The organism is Streptomyces plumbidurans (assembly GCF_019857225.1).
GTDB lineage: Bacteria > Actinomycetota > Actinomycetes > Streptomycetales > Streptomycetaceae > Streptomyces > Streptomyces plumbidurans.
The window spans coordinates 157,433-174,086 of sequence record NZ_JAFJSY010000002.1; the positions used below are offsets into that span (position 1 = coordinate 157,433).

Here is a 16,654-nt window from a genome sequence, read left to right on the forward strand (position 1 = left end):
TCTCGTGCGGCGCCGCGGGACTCCACCGCGGCGCCGCGGGCGTCACCAGGCCAGGGCGGAGAGCGGAACGTCGGGGCACTTCGCGGCCTGGGCCAGCAGTGCCAGCACCTGGTCGATGCGGGCCAGCCCCGTCTCGCGGTCCCATAGATCGGTGTTGATCTCCAGCATCACCGAGACGCCGTCCTCGCGCATGAGCGAGTGGAACGACATGTCGTAGCGGGCGGTGCCATGGGAGATCAGCTCGTAGGACGTGTGGCAGCCGGGCAGGTCGACCGGCATCCAGTCGGCGAGCTGGAGTTCGCAGGTGACCTGGTAGACGGGGTGCGTGCCGGGCAGGCGCTCGGGGCGGACCGCGTCCACGATCTCGGCGAACGGCAGGGCCTGGTGCTCGTAGGCCTGCAACAGCTCGGCCCTGACCCGGTCCAGGAGCTCGGCGAAGGACGGGTCTTTCGAGCAGTCGACCCGTACGGGCAGTACGTTCAGGAAGCAGCCGATCAGCAGCTCCGCCCCCCGGCGCCCCCTGTTCTCGGTCGGGACGCCCACCACCACGTCGTCCTGTCCGGTGAGGTGGTGCAGCAGGGCGACAACGGCGGTGCAGAACACGGCGAACGGCGTGGTACGGCGCTCACGCGCGAGGCTGCCGAGGATCCCGGCGACTTCGAGCGGGGCACGTCGCTCGAGGAATTCGCCGGTGAAGGTGGCCCGGTCGGGACGAGCCCGGTCGGTGGGCAGGGCCGGACGTGGCGCGTTCGCCAGCTTCCGCCTCCAGAAGCGGCGCAGTCGCTCGCCCTCTGCTCCGGCAAGCGTGTCCTGCTCGGCACGGACCAGGTCGGCGAAGCCGAGCGTCAACGGGGCCAGGGAGGCCGGCCGGGACTCGGCCCGCGCCTGGTAGAACTCGGACATCTCGCGCATGAACACCGTCATCGACACTTCGTCGGTGACCAGGTGGTGGAAGAGCAGGTGCAGGACGTGCCGGTCCTCCGCCAGGCGCACCAGCCGGGCGCGCAACAGCGGGCCTCGGGTGATGTCGAAGCCGCCGTAGGCGGTCTCCTGTTCCAGGGCCTGTGCCCTTCGGTCGCGTTCCGGTCCGGGGAGCCCGCCGAGGTCCACCAGGGGGACGTCGAAGTCCCCGTGGCCGGCGATGCGCTGCACCGGCTCGCCGTCCACCTCGATGAAGGTGCCGCGCAGCCCCGCCTGGCGGGCGACGACGTCGGCGACCGCGGCACGCAGCGCCGACGCGTCCAGAGGCCCGTCGATGCGCAGGAGGAGGGGGATCGTGTGGGTGAGCGTCCCCGGGTTCGCCTGTTCGGCGAGCCACAGTTGCCGTTGCGCGGCCAGCAGCGGGATCAGGGTGTCCTCGCCGGGCGGCGGCGCCGCCACGGGGGCGGGCGCCGCGTCGTCCATCCCGTCCCCGGGAGCGGAGGCGACCAGGGCGAGGAGTTCGTCGAGACGAGGGTGAAGGCGGCGCAGCTCGGTGGCGAGGAGGGCGGGCGTCGGGTTCTCGAACAGTGTGCGGACGCGCACCGTGACGCCCAGGGTCTCGTCCAGCTCCGCGATCAGACGCATCGCGACCATCGAATAGCCGCCGAGCTCGATGAAATCGTCGTCGGCGTGCACGAGCGGATGCTCCAGCACCTGGGCCCACAACTCGCACAGCAGTGAGACCAGGGGGTCGTCGGTGGTGGTCGCGTCGTTCTTGACGTCCCCGGCCGTGCCGTGCCGGGTGAAGGACACCCCGTCGAGGATCTCCAGGCGGCCCAGGGGATTCCAGCGGGCGGTCAGCGGTGTCGCGGCGGAGCCCACGTACAGCGTGCCGGGTGCGTACGGCGACAGCGCGGTGCCGCCCCCCGGGGCCCCGCCGACCTGGAAGTCCCCGCCACCACCCCTCAGAACCGGCCAGGCCCCGGGCACACCGGTACAGTCCGCCACCAGCAGCGGGCCGTCGGGCGGCTGGAAGAGCCGGAGGGCCTGCCGCGTCCCGTCGGCCGTCCAGCGCGCCAGATCGTCGGCGGCGACGCAGGCGTCGGTGACGAGGGTTCGGGCGGTGGCCCGCCCGACGTACGTGCCGAACAACTCGGCCGGTACCAGAGCCATGGTGGCGAGGAAGTCCGGTGCGTCCACGGGGCCTGCGGTCACGACATGTGCCCCGACCCGCTGGGCGGCGCTGCGGACGGCGTCGGCGTGGGCGGCCTCCGGATGGAGCAGGAGCGTGTCGGCGTCGGACAGGCCCAGGGCCTCCGCAAGGTCCGCGGAGGGTCCCGCCCCGGCCGGAGGCCCGGTGAGCGGAAGAGCCGACAGGGGCAGACTCGGTTCACCGAGCCATGCTGTGAGCACCCGCGCGTAGTCCTCGACCAGAGCGGTGATGCCGTGGTCGGTGTAGAGCCGGGTGTCGTATTCGACCCAGACGCGCAGCCCGTCGTCCGACGTACCGACCTCGAAGACGGTGTCGAACCGGCCGCGCTCGCGCGGGACCTCCAGCGTCGACGTCGCCAGGCCGCAGAAGGCCACACCGCCCACCGGGTCCACGACGGGCAGGAAGAGGTGCTGGACGACCGTGGTGCGGCTGGGGTCGCGGTTCGCCCCGGCCACCTCGACGATCCTGCTCAGCGGCAGACGGGCATGGTCGACGGCCTCCACGACGGCTCGCGTGCAGCGGGCCGTGAGCTCGGCGAAGGCAGGGTCGCCCGCCACCCCGATCCGCAGCGGCACGGTGTTCGAGAACTGCCCCACCAGGCGCTCGACCTCGGGAACGGACCGGTTGGCGGCGAGCACCCCGAGAACGAGGTCGTCGTCTCCCGTCGAACGGGTGACCAGCGCGGCGAAGGCGGCGAGACAGACCGCGTAGGGCGTGGTGCGCTGCTCCCGGGCGAAACCGGCAAGTGCGGATCCGACGGTGGCCGGGAAGTCGAACGCGCGACGGCGGCCCTGGGTCCCCTTCACCGGCGGCCTCGGCCTGTCGAGCCGTAGGTCGAGCGCGGCCGGCGCGTCCCGCAGGCTCTCGCGCCAGAACGGAGCGTCCGCCCGCAGGGCCGCGGGCAGCAGTGTGTCGCGCTCCCAGATCGCGAAGTCGCCGTACTGCAGGGCGGGTTGGGGCACGGGGGAGGGGGCGCCGCGCAGCGAGGCCAGATAGTCGTCGCTGATCTCGGACAGGACGGCCCGCACGGCGGTGGCGTCGGCGACGAGGTGGTGGACGGCCAGCGCGAAGACGTGGTCGTCGGCGCCGAGGCAAACCACGAGAAAGCGGATCAGCGGACCGGCGGCCGGGTCGGTGCCCTCCTCCGCGAACTCGCGCACCAGGTCGATCGCATGGGCGAGCGGCTCCGCGGCAAAACCCACGTCCTCCGCCGTGTCCGTCGCCCCGGCCCAGACGAGTGGTGGGTCGGGGGGCGCGGGGTGGACGCGCATCACGGGCTCGCCGTGGTGGTCGACGAAGGTGGTGCGCAGGATCTCGTGCCGTGCCAGCACCGCGCGAACGGCATGGGCGAGTGCTGCCCGGTCGAGGGGGCCCCGGAGGCGATGGGCCACGCATTCGGTCAGGAACCCGTCCGTGGGACCGTGCTCTCCCGCGGTCCAGAAGTGCTCTTGGATGGGGGCCAGCGGAATGTAGTCTCGCGAAGAATACACAAGGACACGGTATCGTGTTTTGGGCCCAGGTCAGCGGAGCAGTGACCTCCCGAGGTCCTCGGGACAGCTGCCGAGCCGTCCGGGCCGTAGCGTTCATGGCCCCAACTCCCTTGCAGCAGAGGGCACCCACGGCACTCGGCGAAACCGTCGCGGAAGCGGAGCGGAGGCTGCTATCGTCTCGCGGTGCCGACAGTTGTTGACTCTACGACATGGTGTCGTATTTCGGAGTGATGCATATGGGTCCGCGCGGGGCCGCCGAACAGTCCGTCGCCAACGATCCAAGCGCCCCGGCGAAGCCCAGGTCGGTGCTCTTCCGCAACCGGAACTTCGCGCTGCTGTGGTCCGGGGAGTCGATCAGCCTGCTCGGCAGCGAGGTCAGCGTCATCGCTCTGCCCTCGCTCGCCGTGCTCGTCTTCGGCGAGGGCGCGCTGGGCGTCGGTGCCCTGGTGGCACTCCAGTGGATCCCCTACGTGCTGCTGGGACCGCTGATGGGCGTGTTCACCGACCGGCTGCGCCGAAAGCCGCTGATGCAGGTGGCGAACGTGGCCCGGTTCGTCATCCTGGGCTCCCTGCCGTTGGCCGCCGCCCTGGACCACCTCACCGTGGCGCACCTGTACGCGGCGGCGCTGCTCAAAGGCGTCTTCGACGTCGTCTTCCAACTCGCCTACCAGGCGTATCTGCCGCAGCTCCTCGCACGTGAGGACCTGATCGACGGCAACGCCAAGACCCAGCTCAGCCGCTCCACGGCGCTGGTCCTCGGCCGGTCCTTCGGCGGTGGCCTGGTCAGCTGGCTCGGCGCGGCCCGGGCCATCACCGCCGACGCGGTCTCGTATCTGTTCTCCAGCCTCGCCCTCGCGTTCGTGCGCCACCAGGAGCCGCAGCCCCGGCCCGCCCAGCGCGGTGTCGCGGCGACCGTGCGGGACCTCAAGGGCGGCATCGCACTCACCTTCGGCAACCGCCTGCTGCGCTCCCTGACCCTGATGGCCACCTTCGGCAACATGGCCGTCTCGCTGACTCTCGCGATGATCATCGTTTTCGCCTACGACGACCTGGGCTTCTCCGGCGGCCGGATCGGTCTCGCCCTGGGCGTGGGCGCTGTCACCACCGTCGTCGGGGCCGTGCTGTCCCGGCGGATCAACGAGCGGCTGGGCATGGGACGCACCCTGATCCTGACCCACGTTCTGCTGGGACTGGCGTTCGTGCTGCTGCCGGTCGCGTCCTCGGCCGGCAAGGGCCTCGCCTTCGTGGTCATCGTCGTGTCCCAGGCCATCTCGTCCTTCACGACACCCGTCGCCAACGTCGGCATCATGACCATGATCCAGAAGGCGACGCCGCCTCAGGCGATGGGCCGCGTCGGCGGTGTCTCCCTGCCACTGGTGTGGGGAGCGAACGCCGTGGGCCCGCTCCTGGGCAGCGCGGTCGCGGCGCTGGCCTCGGTGCGGGTCTCGTTCTTCTTCGCGGCCGTGCTGGCCTGGTGCGCGGTCGTCTGGATTCTCCTCGGCTCGGTGCAGCGGATCACCGACGACGTCCCGGAGGAACTCCGCGTGCCCGCATAGGACCCGTCATCCACCTTCCCGAGCCGGCGGTCCGGGCCGTCCGTGGAACGGCCGGAGCCGGGCGACGGACGACGATCGACCGGAGGAACACGTTCCATGGGCATCCCCGAAGACGCCACGTTGCCGGAAATCGTCCAGAACCATGCCCGGACCAGGCCCGACGCCCTGGCGATCGAGCGCGGTCCGGTACGCCTGACGTACGGGGAGCTCAACCGGGAGGCGAACCGGCTGGCACGGGCCCTGGCCGCCCGGGGGGTGGGCCGGGGCGCGGTGGTCGGCATCCACCTGGGGCGGTCCATCGAATGGGTGGTCGCCATGCTGGCGACGCTCAAGGCGGGCGCGGTCGTCATGACGCTGGACCCCAAGGCGCCGGCGGAGCGGGCGCTGCGCGCGGTACGCGCCGCCGAGGCCGCCGCCGTCGTCACGGATCCCAACGGCGAGCCGGCGGCGTCGGCGTACTCGGTGCCGGTGGTCGTGGTGGGCGACGGCGGCCGGAAGACCGCGGCGGAACAGGAGTCCCGGGACACGGCCCTTCCGGGCCGGCCCGAGGACGCCGATCCGGACATCCCCTTCTTCCCCGACGACCTCGCCTACGCGGTCCACACCTCCGGCTCGTCCGGCAAACCCAAGATCGTGCTCGCCCAGCACCGCTGGCTCACCGGGGGCGCCTCGCCGGGCTCCGCGCTCAACCGCACCACGTCGGCGGACCGGGGCGCCTGGCTAGGACCGGCCGGCGCCGGCATAGCCATCCACGAGGTGTGCGGGCTGCTGTGGCGGGGCGCCAGCATCCACGTCGCGGAACAGGACGTGATCACCTCGCCCCCGGCCCTTCGCGACTGGCTGATCGCAAACCGGATCACCCAGGCGTTCGTGATCACGCCGCTCGGGGAGATGCTCCAGGCGCTGCCCTGGCCCGAGGACTGCACTCTGCGCCTGATGACGCTCGGCGGCGCCAAGCTCAACCGGTGGGCGCCGGCGGACCTGCCCTTCGAGGTCGCCGTCTCCTACGGCTCGCTGGAGGCGTTCCAGATAGCGAACACACTGCACCCGTGGGAAGCGCGGTGCACGCCCGCCACGGCCACCGCCGCGGACCGTGCGGCGCCGCCCCCCGTCGGGCGGCCGCTGCCCGACGTACGGGTCCATGTCCTGGAGGACGACCTGACGGAGGTGTCCGCCGGAGCGCTGGGCGAACTGTGGATCGACTCGCCCGCGCTCTGCCTCGGCTACCTCGGGGACCCCGCCCTGACCGCCTCCCGCTTGCGCCCCAACCCCTTCGGCGCACCGGGCAGTCGTCTGTACCGGTCGGGGGACGCCGGCCGGTACCGGCAGGACGGGGTGCTCGAACACCACGGGCGCATCGACGACGTCGTCAAGATCCGCGGCCACCGGGTGGAACCGGGTGAGGTCGAGTGGGTGCTCGGCAGCCACCCGAAGGTCGCGCAGGTGTGCGTCGTCACCGTGCAGGACGGCGACCGGTCGCAGCTCGTGGCCTGCTACGTCACCGGGGAACCGCCGACCGCGAACGCGTCCCTGGCCGTCGAGCTGCGCGCCCATGTCGCGCGGAGACTGCCGGACTTCATGGTTCCGGTCGCCTATGTGCGGATGGACCGGCTGCCGATGAACACCTCGGACAAGGTCGACCGGCTCTCCCTGCCGCCGGCCGACTGGCGGGAGTGGCGGCCGGTCCAGCCCTACCGGGAGCCCCGGGGCGACGCGGAGGTCCGCCTCGCGAAGCTGTTCTCCGAGTTGCTCTCGGTCGAGCGGGTCGGGGCCGACGACAACTTCTTCGAGCTCGGCGGCGACTCGCTCCTTGCCGCGCGGTTGCGCTCGGCCGTCGAGGAGGCGTTCGGCATCCCGCTCGCCCTGTCGACCGTGATGACCGCCGGGACGCCGGGCGAGCTGGCCGGGCATCTGGCGACCGCGAGCCGGGAGCCGGCCGGCTTCGAGACGCTGCCACCGATCGTTCCGCGCGACCGTTCCTGACCGCGTGCCACGGCGAGGGGGAGAGAACATGACGACACCACCGCAGGACGTCATCACACGGCTCACCGAGGCGTTCGACTTCCACGACCCGGAGTACACACCTCAGACGGCCGAGGACGTCAACGCGGCACTCCGGGAGAAGACACCGGTGGCGTACTCGCCGGCCCACGGCGGTATGTGGGTGCTCTCCCGCTACGAGCACGTGAGGGAGGCACTCAGGGACCACGAGACCTTCAGCTCCGGATCCGGCGTGCACTTTCCGCGCGCCGCGGGCATGCCGAAGTTCTCCCCCATCGACTACGACCCGCCCGAGCACGGAGCGATCCGCAGGCTGATGGCGCCACCGGTGGACCGGGAAGCGGTGGGCCGCCTGGAGCCGGCGGTCGCCCGGCTGGCCACGGACCTGGTGGCGCCGATCGTCCGCCGGGGCCACGGCGACCTCGTCGCGGAGCTGTCCCGGCCGTTCGCCATCGGCACCCTCGCGCTGGCCATCGGCCTGTCGGAGAAGGCACAGCAGGAGGTCCGCGAACTGACCGCCACCATGTGGCGTCGCATGGCGAAGGACGGGGACTCGTCGGCCTTCTGGCCCGCCTACCGCGACCTGCTGTCCGGGGAGATCGAGCGGGCACGGCGGGAGCCGGGGGACTACTACCTGTCGTGGCTCGTGAGGGCGCGGATCGACGGCGAGCCGGTCTCCGACGAACTGCTGTACTCCGTCATCGTCTCGTACTGCGTCGCCGGCCACGACAACACCATGAACACGATCAGCCGCATCCTGTGGCACCTGGCGGGCGACCCGGCGCTGCAACGACGCATCAAGGCTGAACCCGGCCTCGCGGCCCAGGTCGCGGAGGAGACGCTGCGCAGATGGTGCCCGACCGACCGGTTCACCCGCGTCACCACACGCGACGTCACCATCGACGGTGTCACCATCCCGAAGGGATCCCGGGTGGTCCTGCTCTTCGACGCCGCGAACCGCGACCCCGACACGTTCCCCGACCCGGACGCCTTCCGCCCCGACCGCGACGACGCCCACCGGCACCTGAGCTTCGGCAACGGCCTGCACCACTGCCTCGGAGCGCGGCTGGCGCGCGCCGAGTTCAAGGCCGTCCTCGGCGAACTCGCCCGGCATCCCGAGTACCGGCTGACCGAAGAGCCCCGGCTCTCCTTCGAGAACGGGCGGCACATCATGTTCGACCGCATCCCGGTCCGCTTCGAGCCATCCGGGACGACGGCCGGGAAGGCGGGGGACTGAGCCGTGGAGGACCGTTCGACCGGGGTGCCGGACACCGGCGCCCCTTCACCGGAACCGCTGGTCACGCTGGCGGCCGGGCTGTGGCGCTCGCAGACCCTCGTGGCGGCCGAAGCCCTCGGCCTGTTCACCTTCCTCCACCAGGAGGAAGGGGCGACCCTGCAGGAGACGGCCAAGGGGCTCGGCATCCCCGAGCGGCCGGCGGAGATGCTGCTGACCGCGTCGGCCGCCCTGGGGCTGCTGCGCAAGGACGGTGAACGCTACGTCAACAGCCCCGTGTCCGACGCGTATCTGGTACGCGGCAGGCCGTACTACTTCGGCGACTACATCCGCATGCTGCAGGAGTACGTCTACCCCGGATGGATGCGGATCACCGAGGCCGTCCGGACCGACCGGCCCACCAGGCCGACCCCGGAACCGGGCAAGGGCATCTTCGACGGGGACAACCGCCCGGCCCTCTTCTGGGACGGGCTCTACCCGGTGTCGGCGCTCACCGCCCAGGCCCTGGCCAGGGCCGTCGATCTGGACGGCGCCAGGCTGCTGGACGTCGGCGGTGGCGGCGGCGCCTTCACTGTCGAGCTGTGCCGCCACCACCCGCGGCTGAGGGCCACCGTCTTCGACCTGCCGCACGTGTGCGCCCTCACGGCAGGCCGGATCGCCGAGGCAGGCCTGGCGGACCGGATCGCGGTGCACCCCGGCGACTTCTTTGCCCCGCAGGACCTGCCCGAGGGCCACGACACGATCCTGCTTTCCATGATCTTGCACGACTGGGACGAGACACAGGGCCGTGAGCTGCTGGCCAAGTGCTTCAGAGCGCTGCCTGCCGGCGGAAGGATCGTGATCAGCGAACTGCTCGTCGACGACGACAAGGCGGGACCGCCGGACGCCGCCCTGATGAGTCTGAACATGCTGGTCGGCACCCCTGGACGCAACTACACGGCCGCGGAGTACACCCACTGGCTGCGCGCTGCCGGCTTCCGGGACGTACACACCGTGCGATTTTGGGCACCCGCGGCGAACGGCGCCGTGGTCGCCCACAAGCCGTGACACGAGGGAGGGCGACGTCTGTGACGACCCGGAGGAAGTGGCTGCTCAGGGAGCCCGCGCCGGACGCGTTGTACCGTCTGTTCTGCCTTCCCTACTCCGGCTGCGGCGCCTCGATGTTCCGCGAGTGGCCCGAGCGGATCGGTCCGGTGGAGGTCCTGCCGGTGCAGCTTCCCTGGCGCGAGAACCGGATGCGCGATCCTCACTTCCAGACCTACGAGCGGCTGGCCACCGACCTCGTGGACGCGCTGGCCGGCCATCTCGACCGTCCCTACGCCGTGTTCGGGCACTGCGGTGGCGCGTTGCCGGCCTTCGAGACCGTGCTGCGGATCGACGGCCGCGGGCTGCGCCCGCCTGCCCGCTGCTTCGTCTCCTCGCAGGTCGCCCCGCAGGACGGTCCCTACGGCCGGTTCCTCGGGATGACGGGCGAGGAACTGCGGGCCGAGCTGAAGGGCCTGCTCGCGGAACTCGGCTCCGCCGCCCCCGCGCCCGACATGCTCGACCTGCTCCTCGAGATCCTGCAGGCCGATCTGGACGCGAACCGCGCGTACCGCAGGGAGCGGCCGGTGCGGGTGTCCAGCCCGATCACCGTCATCGGGTGGGACGAGGACACCGAGGTCCCGCACGGCCTCATGACCGGCTGGAGCGCGTGGGGCGAGGCCCGCAAGCACGTGCTGTCCGGGACGCACTACACCTTCCTGCACCTGCCGGACGCCCTGCGGGACCTGCTGATCGCGGACATCACCGAAGCCTGACCCTGGTGCGTCGACGGGGGCGGTCGGGACGGGTGTCGCGATGTGTCAGCGGAAGCTGGTCAGGCCGGTGGCCGCCGGGTGTGGTGTCGCCCTGGCCCAGAGCACGGCGGGGGCACCCGTGCGGGCCGCCTCCACCGACGCCAGCCGGTAGGCGGTGGCCGCGGTGGAGTGCGCCAGCATCCCGCGCACACCGTGGAGTTGCAGTGCCTTCCGGGTGCACAGCAGGGCGTGCTCCGCGGCGACGGCCAGCAGGCGTGCGGCGTCGGCCGGGTTCCCCCGCCCCTGGTCGCGGTGCCAGGCGACCTCGTGCAGCAGCAGACGCCAGCCGTCCGCCTCCCCGACGAGCCGGGCCAGACCGTGTGACACGGTCTGCAGGTTCACCAGCGGACTGCCGTACTGAACCCGGCGGTTGACGTGCGAGCGGGCGACAGCGAGCGCCCGGTCGGCGAGGCCGAGGAGGACCGCCGCCTGACGGACCCGGGCCGCGTCCAGCGCCCGGCTCCACCGCTCGGCGGGCAGGTCGAGGGCCTCGGCCCGGGCGCCGCTGAAGCGCAACCGCACGGTGGGCAGCCTCAGCAGGGAGCCGGTCTCGACGGCGCAGGTGGTGGGGTCCGGGGTCACCACGTACGGGCGGGTGGTGCCGTCGTGCGCCGTGGCGCGGGCGACCACGAGACCGAAGTCCCCGACCGGCAGGTGCTCGCTGTCGCCCCAGAGCCGGCCCTCCGCGTCGACCCGCAGCCCGGTGTCGGTGTGCACACCGGCGGTCGCGGCGTGCCGCTGCCCCTTGAGCACCTCTTCGAGGAGGGGTTCCGCAACGCCCGTCTCCTCCAGCAGTTCGAGGACGAGCACCGTCTCGCGGTAGGCGCCGAGCGGCTCGAGCCCGTGACCGAGCCGGGCGTTGACCATGATGTCGGCACTCAGCCCCAGTCCGAGGCCGCCCAGGGACTGCGGAGCACCGAGTCCGGGAACCCCGAGCGCGGCGAGTTCGGCGTACACGTCGCCCGTCCTCGTCAGCGCGGTGTCCACGGCTTCGGCGAGCCGGGCCTGGAGCGGGTCGATGCGCAGATCCATGCTCATCCTTCGGTCCGAGAGTCGTCCAGCAGCCGGGCACCGGCGACGATGTCGAGCAGCACTTCCGAGGCGCCGCCCGAGATGGTCATGCCGGGTGCCTCCCGGTAGGCCGCCTCCAGCACCGGGCCGTCGGTGCCCGGCTCCGGCTCCAGCAGGTCCAGTCCCAGCGTCTCGAACGCCCACCACGCGATCCCCTGCGCGGTCTCGCTGCAGTGCCACTTGGCGAGGGACGCCTGGGCGATGTCCGACTGGCCCTCGTGCAGACTCTGCAGGGCCCGGCAGGTCAGCAGTCTGCTGGCGTCGAGCCGTGCCTGGTGTCGCGCGAGCCCGGCGAGTTCGCTCCCGGTCGGCTGCCGGCCGTCCGCGACGAGCCGGTCGGCTGCGAGTTCGAGCCAGTAGCGGGCGCGGACGTAGTAGTCGAGCCCGTTTCGTTCCGCCGCGAACATCCGTGTGATCAGCGACCATCCGGCGCCGACCGAGCCGAACACGGCGTCCTTCCCCACGCGCACCTGCGAGAAGCGGATGTCGTGGAACTGCTCGTCGGCCAGGCTCGGAAGGGGACGGACCGAGACGCCCGGGGTGTCCAGCGGCACCAGGAAGAGGGTGATCCCCTCGTAGCGGCTGTTCCCGCTGTCCGTGCGCACCGCGCACAGGGCGACGTCGGCGTAGGCGCTCTTGAGGTTGTAGGTCTTGCGGCCCTCGATGACCCAGCCCGAGCCGTCGGCCGCCGGTGTGGCATGTGTGGTGACGCTCGCCAGGTCGGACCCGTGCTCCGGTTCCGTGAACAGGATGCACGCCGTCAGGTCCCCGGAGGCCAGCCGCGGCAAGAGCGAGCGCCTCTGTTCCTCCGTGCCCGCCTGCAGGATCAGCGAGCCGACTATCTGCACAGAGATGTAGTACAGACTCTGTGGTATTCCGTGGCTCACCATCTGCTCCAGGAGCACCACGGTCGCGGTGAAGTCCGCGTCCCGGCCACCGTAGGGGACCGGCCAGGAAGGCGCCAGCACGCCGGTCCGGCCCAGGTGACGGTAGAGGTCACGGACGTCTCCGTCCATGTGGTCGGCTCGGCTGCGCACCGTGTGGAGGAGCCGACGCGTCTCCGGATCGGAGAACAGCGCGTTCACCTCCTGCTCGAACGCGACCGTGGATTCCGGCACTTCGAAGTGCATGCGCGATCCTCGTCAGTCCAGTCGCAAGCGCCAATGTAGAGTGTTACTGTGCGGACTCGGTGAGGACTTTATAGTATCTCGGCGCTTTCAGGGCGGACGTATGAGTCGACAAAGTGAACTGCTCCGCCGACTGCGTGGGCTGCCGGCGGAGCGCAGGGAAGAGTTTCTCGCCCAACTCGACGGTGTCACCCAGGGAACCCGGTCGGCGCCGCTGTCCTGTCGTCAGGAACAGCTCTGGCTGTTCGACCGGGTGGCGCCGAGCGGTAAGGCGTACGGCCTGGGCTTCGTACTGACGCTGACCGGCCCGCTGGACGCCGCGGCCCTGGAGGACGCGGTGAACGACGTCGTCGCACGGCACGCCGTGCTGCGGTCGGTGTTCCCGCACGAGCACGAGACGGGCGCCCAGGTGGTGCAGTCCCCGCCCCGCGTGCGGCTGCCCGTGGAGGAGCCTGCGGAACCAGGGCCGGACGGGCCGGTCCGTCAGGTCGTGCGTGCCGAGCTGAGCAGGGGATTCGACGTCAACGCCGACCTGATGGTGCGGTTCCGGCTGCTGCGGCGCTCGGAGCGGGAACACCAGCTCGTGGTGGTGACCCACTACCTGGTCATGGACCCGCGCTCGACTGGCGTGCTGTGCGCCGACCTCGCCGTCGCCTACCGTGCGCGGTGCGCGGGGCGAGCCCCCGAGTTCGGCACACCTGCGGTGGACTTCGGTGACTACGCGACCTGGCAGCGCGAGTGGAGCCGGGGCGGCGACGCCGACCGCATGGTCGGCTACTGGCAGCGCACGCTGGGCGGCTGGGAGGACACGGCGTTCCCCACCGACCTGCCACGGCCCAGGCTGCTGGACCTGGACGGCGGGGTGGTGCGCGAGCCGTTGGCCGCGCGCTCGGCCGAGCGGGTGCGGGAAGTCGCCCGCGATCTGGAGGTGAGCCCGGAGGACGTGCTGCTCGCCGCCTATGTCGCCACGGTGGCCCGGCACACCGCCACCACCGACGTCGTTATCGGCGTGCCGCACGACATCCTCGGGCCGTTTTCTCCGGACGCCCTCATCGGTGACTGCGGCAACCTCCTTCCGCTGCGCGTCGAGGTGGACACCGGGGCGTCCTTCGCCGACCTGGTGCGCACGGTGTCCCGCCGGCGCACGGAGGCCGAACAGCACGGCGACCTCCCCTTCAAGCTCGTGCTGGAGCGCCTCGGCGTCGAACCCGATCCCAGCCGGTTGCCACTCGTCCAGCTCGGGTTCACCGCCGCCCCCATGGCCGCGGAGCCGGTGCGGGCGGGCGACCTGCGGATCGACGCCGAACAGGTGGACACCGGCGTCGGCACCTTCGAACTCTCCCTCGAGGCCGCACTCGACGGACCCGCGCCGACGGTCGCCGTGCGGTACGCGGCCGCGCTCTACCGCGAACCGACCGCGCGGCGGGTCGCCCAGCGCTACCTGCGGCTGCTCGACGGCGGCTGCCGCGCCCCGGAACGGCCCGTCACCGCACTGCCGTTCGGTGAGCCGGGCGCGCAGGACCGCATCCTCGGCGAGTGGAACGAGCCGATCGGCTCCTGCCCCGACGACACCGTCCACGGGCTCTTCGAGCGGGTCGCCCGTGCGCACCCCGACCGTCTCGCGGTGGCCTTCCGCAAGGGCGGGACCACGTACGCCGAACTGGACGCCTGGGCCAACCGCATAGCCCGTGGCCTGCTCGACCAGGGTGTCCGGCCCGACGCGCGGGTGCTCGTCATGGTGGAGCGCGGGCCGGCGCTGATCGCGGCGCTGCTCGGCGTGCTGAAGGCCGGGGCCGCCTACGTGCCCGTGGACCTGACCCTGCCCGAGGAGCGCGTCAACGCCATCGCCGAGGACTCCGGAGCCGGCTGGGCACTGGTGTCACCGGGATCCCCCCGGCCCGCCACCGAGGGCGTACGCACCGTGGACGTCGAGGAGGACGTCACCGGCCTGCCCGGCACCTCCGTGGACGCGTGGGCCGTTCCCGAGTCGCTCGCCTACGTCATCTACACCTCCGGGTCCACCGGACGCCCCAAAGGGGTGCTCATCGAGCACCGCAACGTCACCAACTTCATCAGGACGGTCGGTGAGATGTTCGGGCTCGGCCCGGACGATCGCATCCTGCAGTTCGCCTCTCCGGGATTCGACGTATCGGTGTTCGAGGTCTTCGGCGCACTGCTGACCGGCGCCCGCCTGTACGTCGTCGACGAGGAGGAGCGCAGGTCGGTCGACGCCCTGGACGCACTCCTGGTGGAGCAGCGGATCACGGTCGTCGACCTGCCGCCGGCGATCATGGAGCTGCTCGAGCCCGAGAGGTACGAGGACCTGCGGGTGGCCTTCGTCGGCGGGGAGGCGTTCACCGGTGAGCTCACCACCCGCTGGGCGCGGGGACGCGCCTTCTACAACGGGTACGGCCCGACCGAGACCACGGTGACGGTGGTGGCCAGGAGATGCGAGGGGCAGTGGACGTCGTCACCGCCCATCGGCCGGGCGATGGCGCACCACCGCGCGTACGTCCTCGACGCGGACCTGGGGCTGCAGCCACCGGGCGCGGTGGGCGAACTCGCCATTGCCGGGCTCGGCGTGGGACGCGGCTACCTGGGCCGGCCCGACCTCGGCGCCGAGCGGTTCCGCCCCGACCCGTACGGTCCGCCGGGCTCGCGTATGTACCTGACGGGTGACCTGGCGGTCTGGGACGACGACGGCGACCTGCGCTTCCTCGGCCGGATCGACCGTCAGGTCAAGGTCAGGGGAGTGCGGATCGAACTGGGGGACGTGGAGGCCGCGTTGCAGACCGTCGCGGGGGTGGCCCGTGCGGTCGCCGACGTCGCCGTGGACCCCCGTCTGGGCACGCTGCTGATCGCCTACGTCGTCCCGGAACACGGTGCCGACCTGCAGTTGGACGCGGTACGGGCCGCGCTCGGCACCCGGCTGCCGCAGACCATGGTGCCCAACGTGCTGGTACCGCTGGACGAGGTGCCGCTGACCCAGAGCGGCAAGGTCGACCGGCGGGCGTTGCCGGCGGTGGAGTTCGCCGGCGTGGAGGACGAGGCGGACGTCGACGACGAACACAGCACGTCCACGGAGCGGCTGGTGCGCGGGGAGGTGTTCGCGCCGCTGCTGGGAGTACGCATCGGCAACGCCGCCAACTTCTTCGCGGCCGGAGGGACCAGCCTGCAGGCGATCCGCATCGCCTCGCGGGTCAAGGCCGTCTTCGGGGTCGACGTGCCGATCGCGGACTTCTTCGCCGACCCCACGGTCGGCGGACTCGCCCGTCTGGTCGACGAAGCCACCGAACGCGACCGGGAGCGCCGGGGCGCCCTCGCCGAGGCCCTGGACCTGGTGGAGGGACGCACCGACGAGGAGATCGGCGAACTCGCCCGGCTTCTGGAGACGAGCGAGGGGGACGGGTGACGATGTCGGTGACCGGCACACACGGCACACCGGCCGGCCCGGCCGCGTTCTCGGCGGAATCCCGGTGGATCAGGAGGGCGGCCCGGCCGTCCGCCGCGCTGCGGCTGGTCTGCCTGCCGTTCGCGGGCGGTGGCGCGTCGGTGTTCGCGGGCCTGCCCGGACTGCTGCCGGAGTCGGTGGAAGTCGTCGCCGTGCAGCCGCCCGGCCGCGAGGACCGCTCACGGGAGGCCGCGCCCGGCGATCTCGGCGCACTGATCCGGGCCTGCGCCGTGGCACTGCGCCCGTACTGCACGGTGCCCTACGCCCTGTACGGACACTGCGCGGGCGCCCTGCTCGCCTACGAGGTCGCACAGACCATGGGCGAGCGGTTCGGCGTATGGCCCCGGACGCTGGTGGCCGGCGCGCAGCCCGCCCCACACCTGCCCCCGTCCGGGCCGGTGCTGCACGAACTGCCGGACGCCGAACTCCTCGGCGTCGTCCGGGCCAGGGGCGGCATCCCCGACGCGCTGCTGGACAAACCCGCCTTCCTCGAGTTCCTGCTGCCCGTGCTGCGTGCCGACTTCAGGCTGTGGGAGCGCTACGAGTACCGCGCCCGGCCGCCGCTGCCGGTGCCGGTCACGACGCTGCGCGGCCGGGACGACCGGCTCGTCGGACCCCAGGACGCGCAGGCGTGGTGCGAGCACACCTCGGTGGGCGCCTCGGACCGGCTGGTGGACGGCGGCCACTACTTCATCAAGGACATGTCCCTGGACGCCGCACGCACCCTGGCGGAGGTCCTGCTCACGGACTGA

At 71.9% G+C, this 16,654-nt stretch carries 10 protein-coding genes; 7 read left to right on the plus strand and 3 right to left on the minus strand.

The window, feature by feature from the left end:
* Nucleotides 1–42: 42 nt before the first annotated feature.
* Complete coding sequence (locus tag JYK17_RS02190; RefSeq protein ID WP_222809641.1) at nt 43–3,624, minus strand: condensation domain-containing protein; 3,582 nt, start codon at nt 3,622–3,624, stop codon at nt 43–45.
* A 236-nt stretch (nt 3,625–3,860) separates the two neighbouring features.
* Between JYK17_RS02190 and JYK17_RS02195 the strand changes: the two genes are divergently transcribed.
* The 5 genes from JYK17_RS02195 (at nt 3,861) to JYK17_RS02215 (ending at nt 10,214) form a co-directional block, all read left to right on the plus strand.
* Complete coding sequence (locus tag JYK17_RS02195) at nt 3,861–5,180, plus strand: MFS transporter (RefSeq protein ID WP_108007188.1); 1,320 nt, start codon at nt 3,861–3,863, stop codon at nt 5,178–5,180.
* Nucleotides 5,181–5,276: 96 nt separating this feature from the next.
* Complete coding sequence (locus JYK17_RS02200) at nt 5,277–7,163, plus strand: non-ribosomal peptide synthetase (RefSeq protein WP_222809642.1); 1,887 nt, start codon at nt 5,277–5,279, stop codon at nt 7,161–7,163.
* 28 nt (nt 7,164–7,191) lie between these two features.
* Entirely contained in the window at nt 7,192–8,418 is a 1,227-nt protein-coding gene (locus JYK17_RS02205; RefSeq protein ID WP_108007184.1) for a cytochrome P450, read from the plus strand.
* Nucleotides 8,419–8,421: 3 nt separating this feature from the next.
* Nucleotides 8,422–9,462, plus strand: coding sequence for a methyltransferase (locus JYK17_RS02210; protein WP_234548194.1), 1,041 nt, complete (start codon nt 8,422–8,424; stop codon nt 9,460–9,462).
* A gap of 20 nt (nt 9,463–9,482) precedes the next feature.
* Complete coding sequence (locus JYK17_RS02215; RefSeq protein ID WP_108007182.1) at nt 9,483–10,214, plus strand: thioesterase II family protein; 732 nt, start codon at nt 9,483–9,485, stop codon at nt 10,212–10,214.
* A gap of 45 nt (nt 10,215–10,259) precedes the next feature.
* Here the strand turns inward: JYK17_RS02215 and JYK17_RS02220 are convergent, their stop codons facing one another.
* On the minus strand, nt 10,260–11,285 hold the full coding sequence (locus tag JYK17_RS02220) for an acyl-CoA dehydrogenase family protein (RefSeq protein WP_108007180.1): 1,026 nt from the start codon (nt 11,283–11,285) through the stop codon (nt 10,260–10,262).
* A 2-nt stretch (nt 11,286–11,287) separates the two neighbouring features.
* Nucleotides 11,288–12,454 (minus strand): acyl-CoA dehydrogenase family protein, encoded by a 1,167-nt coding sequence (locus JYK17_RS02225; RefSeq protein ID WP_108007178.1) that lies wholly within the window; start codon nt 12,452–12,454, stop codon nt 11,288–11,290.
* A 100-nt stretch (nt 12,455–12,554) separates the two neighbouring features.
* On the opposite strand from JYK17_RS02225, the gene JYK17_RS02230 reads away from it, so the two are divergent.
* Nucleotides 12,555–15,863, plus strand: a complete 3,309-nt coding sequence (locus tag JYK17_RS02230; RefSeq protein WP_222809643.1) for a non-ribosomal peptide synthetase — start codon at nt 12,555–12,557, stop codon at nt 15,861–15,863.
* Between the two features lie 2 nt (nt 15,864–15,865).
* The gene (locus JYK17_RS02235) at nt 15,866–16,654 is read left to right on the plus strand and encodes a thioesterase II family protein (RefSeq protein ID WP_108007174.1); all 789 of its coding nucleotides are present in this window, start codon (nt 15,866–15,868) and stop codon (nt 16,652–16,654) included.

Excerpts from the sequence above, each read along its gene's own strand:
- JYK17_RS02225 (WP_108007178.1), bottom strand. The coding sequence starts at position 12,454 with ATGCACTTCGAAGTGCCGGAATCCACGGTCGCGTTCGAGCAGGAGGTG.
- JYK17_RS02205 (WP_108007184.1), top strand. The coding sequence starts at position 7,192 with ATGACGACACCACCGCAGGACGTCATCACACGGCTCACCGAGGCGTTC.
- JYK17_RS02220 (WP_108007180.1), bottom strand. The coding sequence starts at position 11,285 with ATGGATCTGCGCATCGACCCGCTCCAGGCCCGGCTCGCCGAAGCCGTG.
- JYK17_RS02235 (WP_108007174.1), top strand. The coding sequence starts at position 15,866 with ATGTCGGTGACCGGCACACACGGCACACCGGCCGGCCCGGCCGCGTTC.
- JYK17_RS02200 (WP_222809642.1), top strand. The coding sequence starts at position 5,277 with ATGGGCATCCCCGAAGACGCCACGTTGCCGGAAATCGTCCAGAACCAT.
- JYK17_RS02195 (WP_108007188.1), top strand. The coding sequence starts at position 3,861 with ATGGGTCCGCGCGGGGCCGCCGAACAGTCCGTCGCCAACGATCCAAGC.
- JYK17_RS02230 (WP_222809643.1), top strand. The coding sequence starts at position 12,555 with ATGAGTCGACAAAGTGAACTGCTCCGCCGACTGCGTGGGCTGCCGGCG.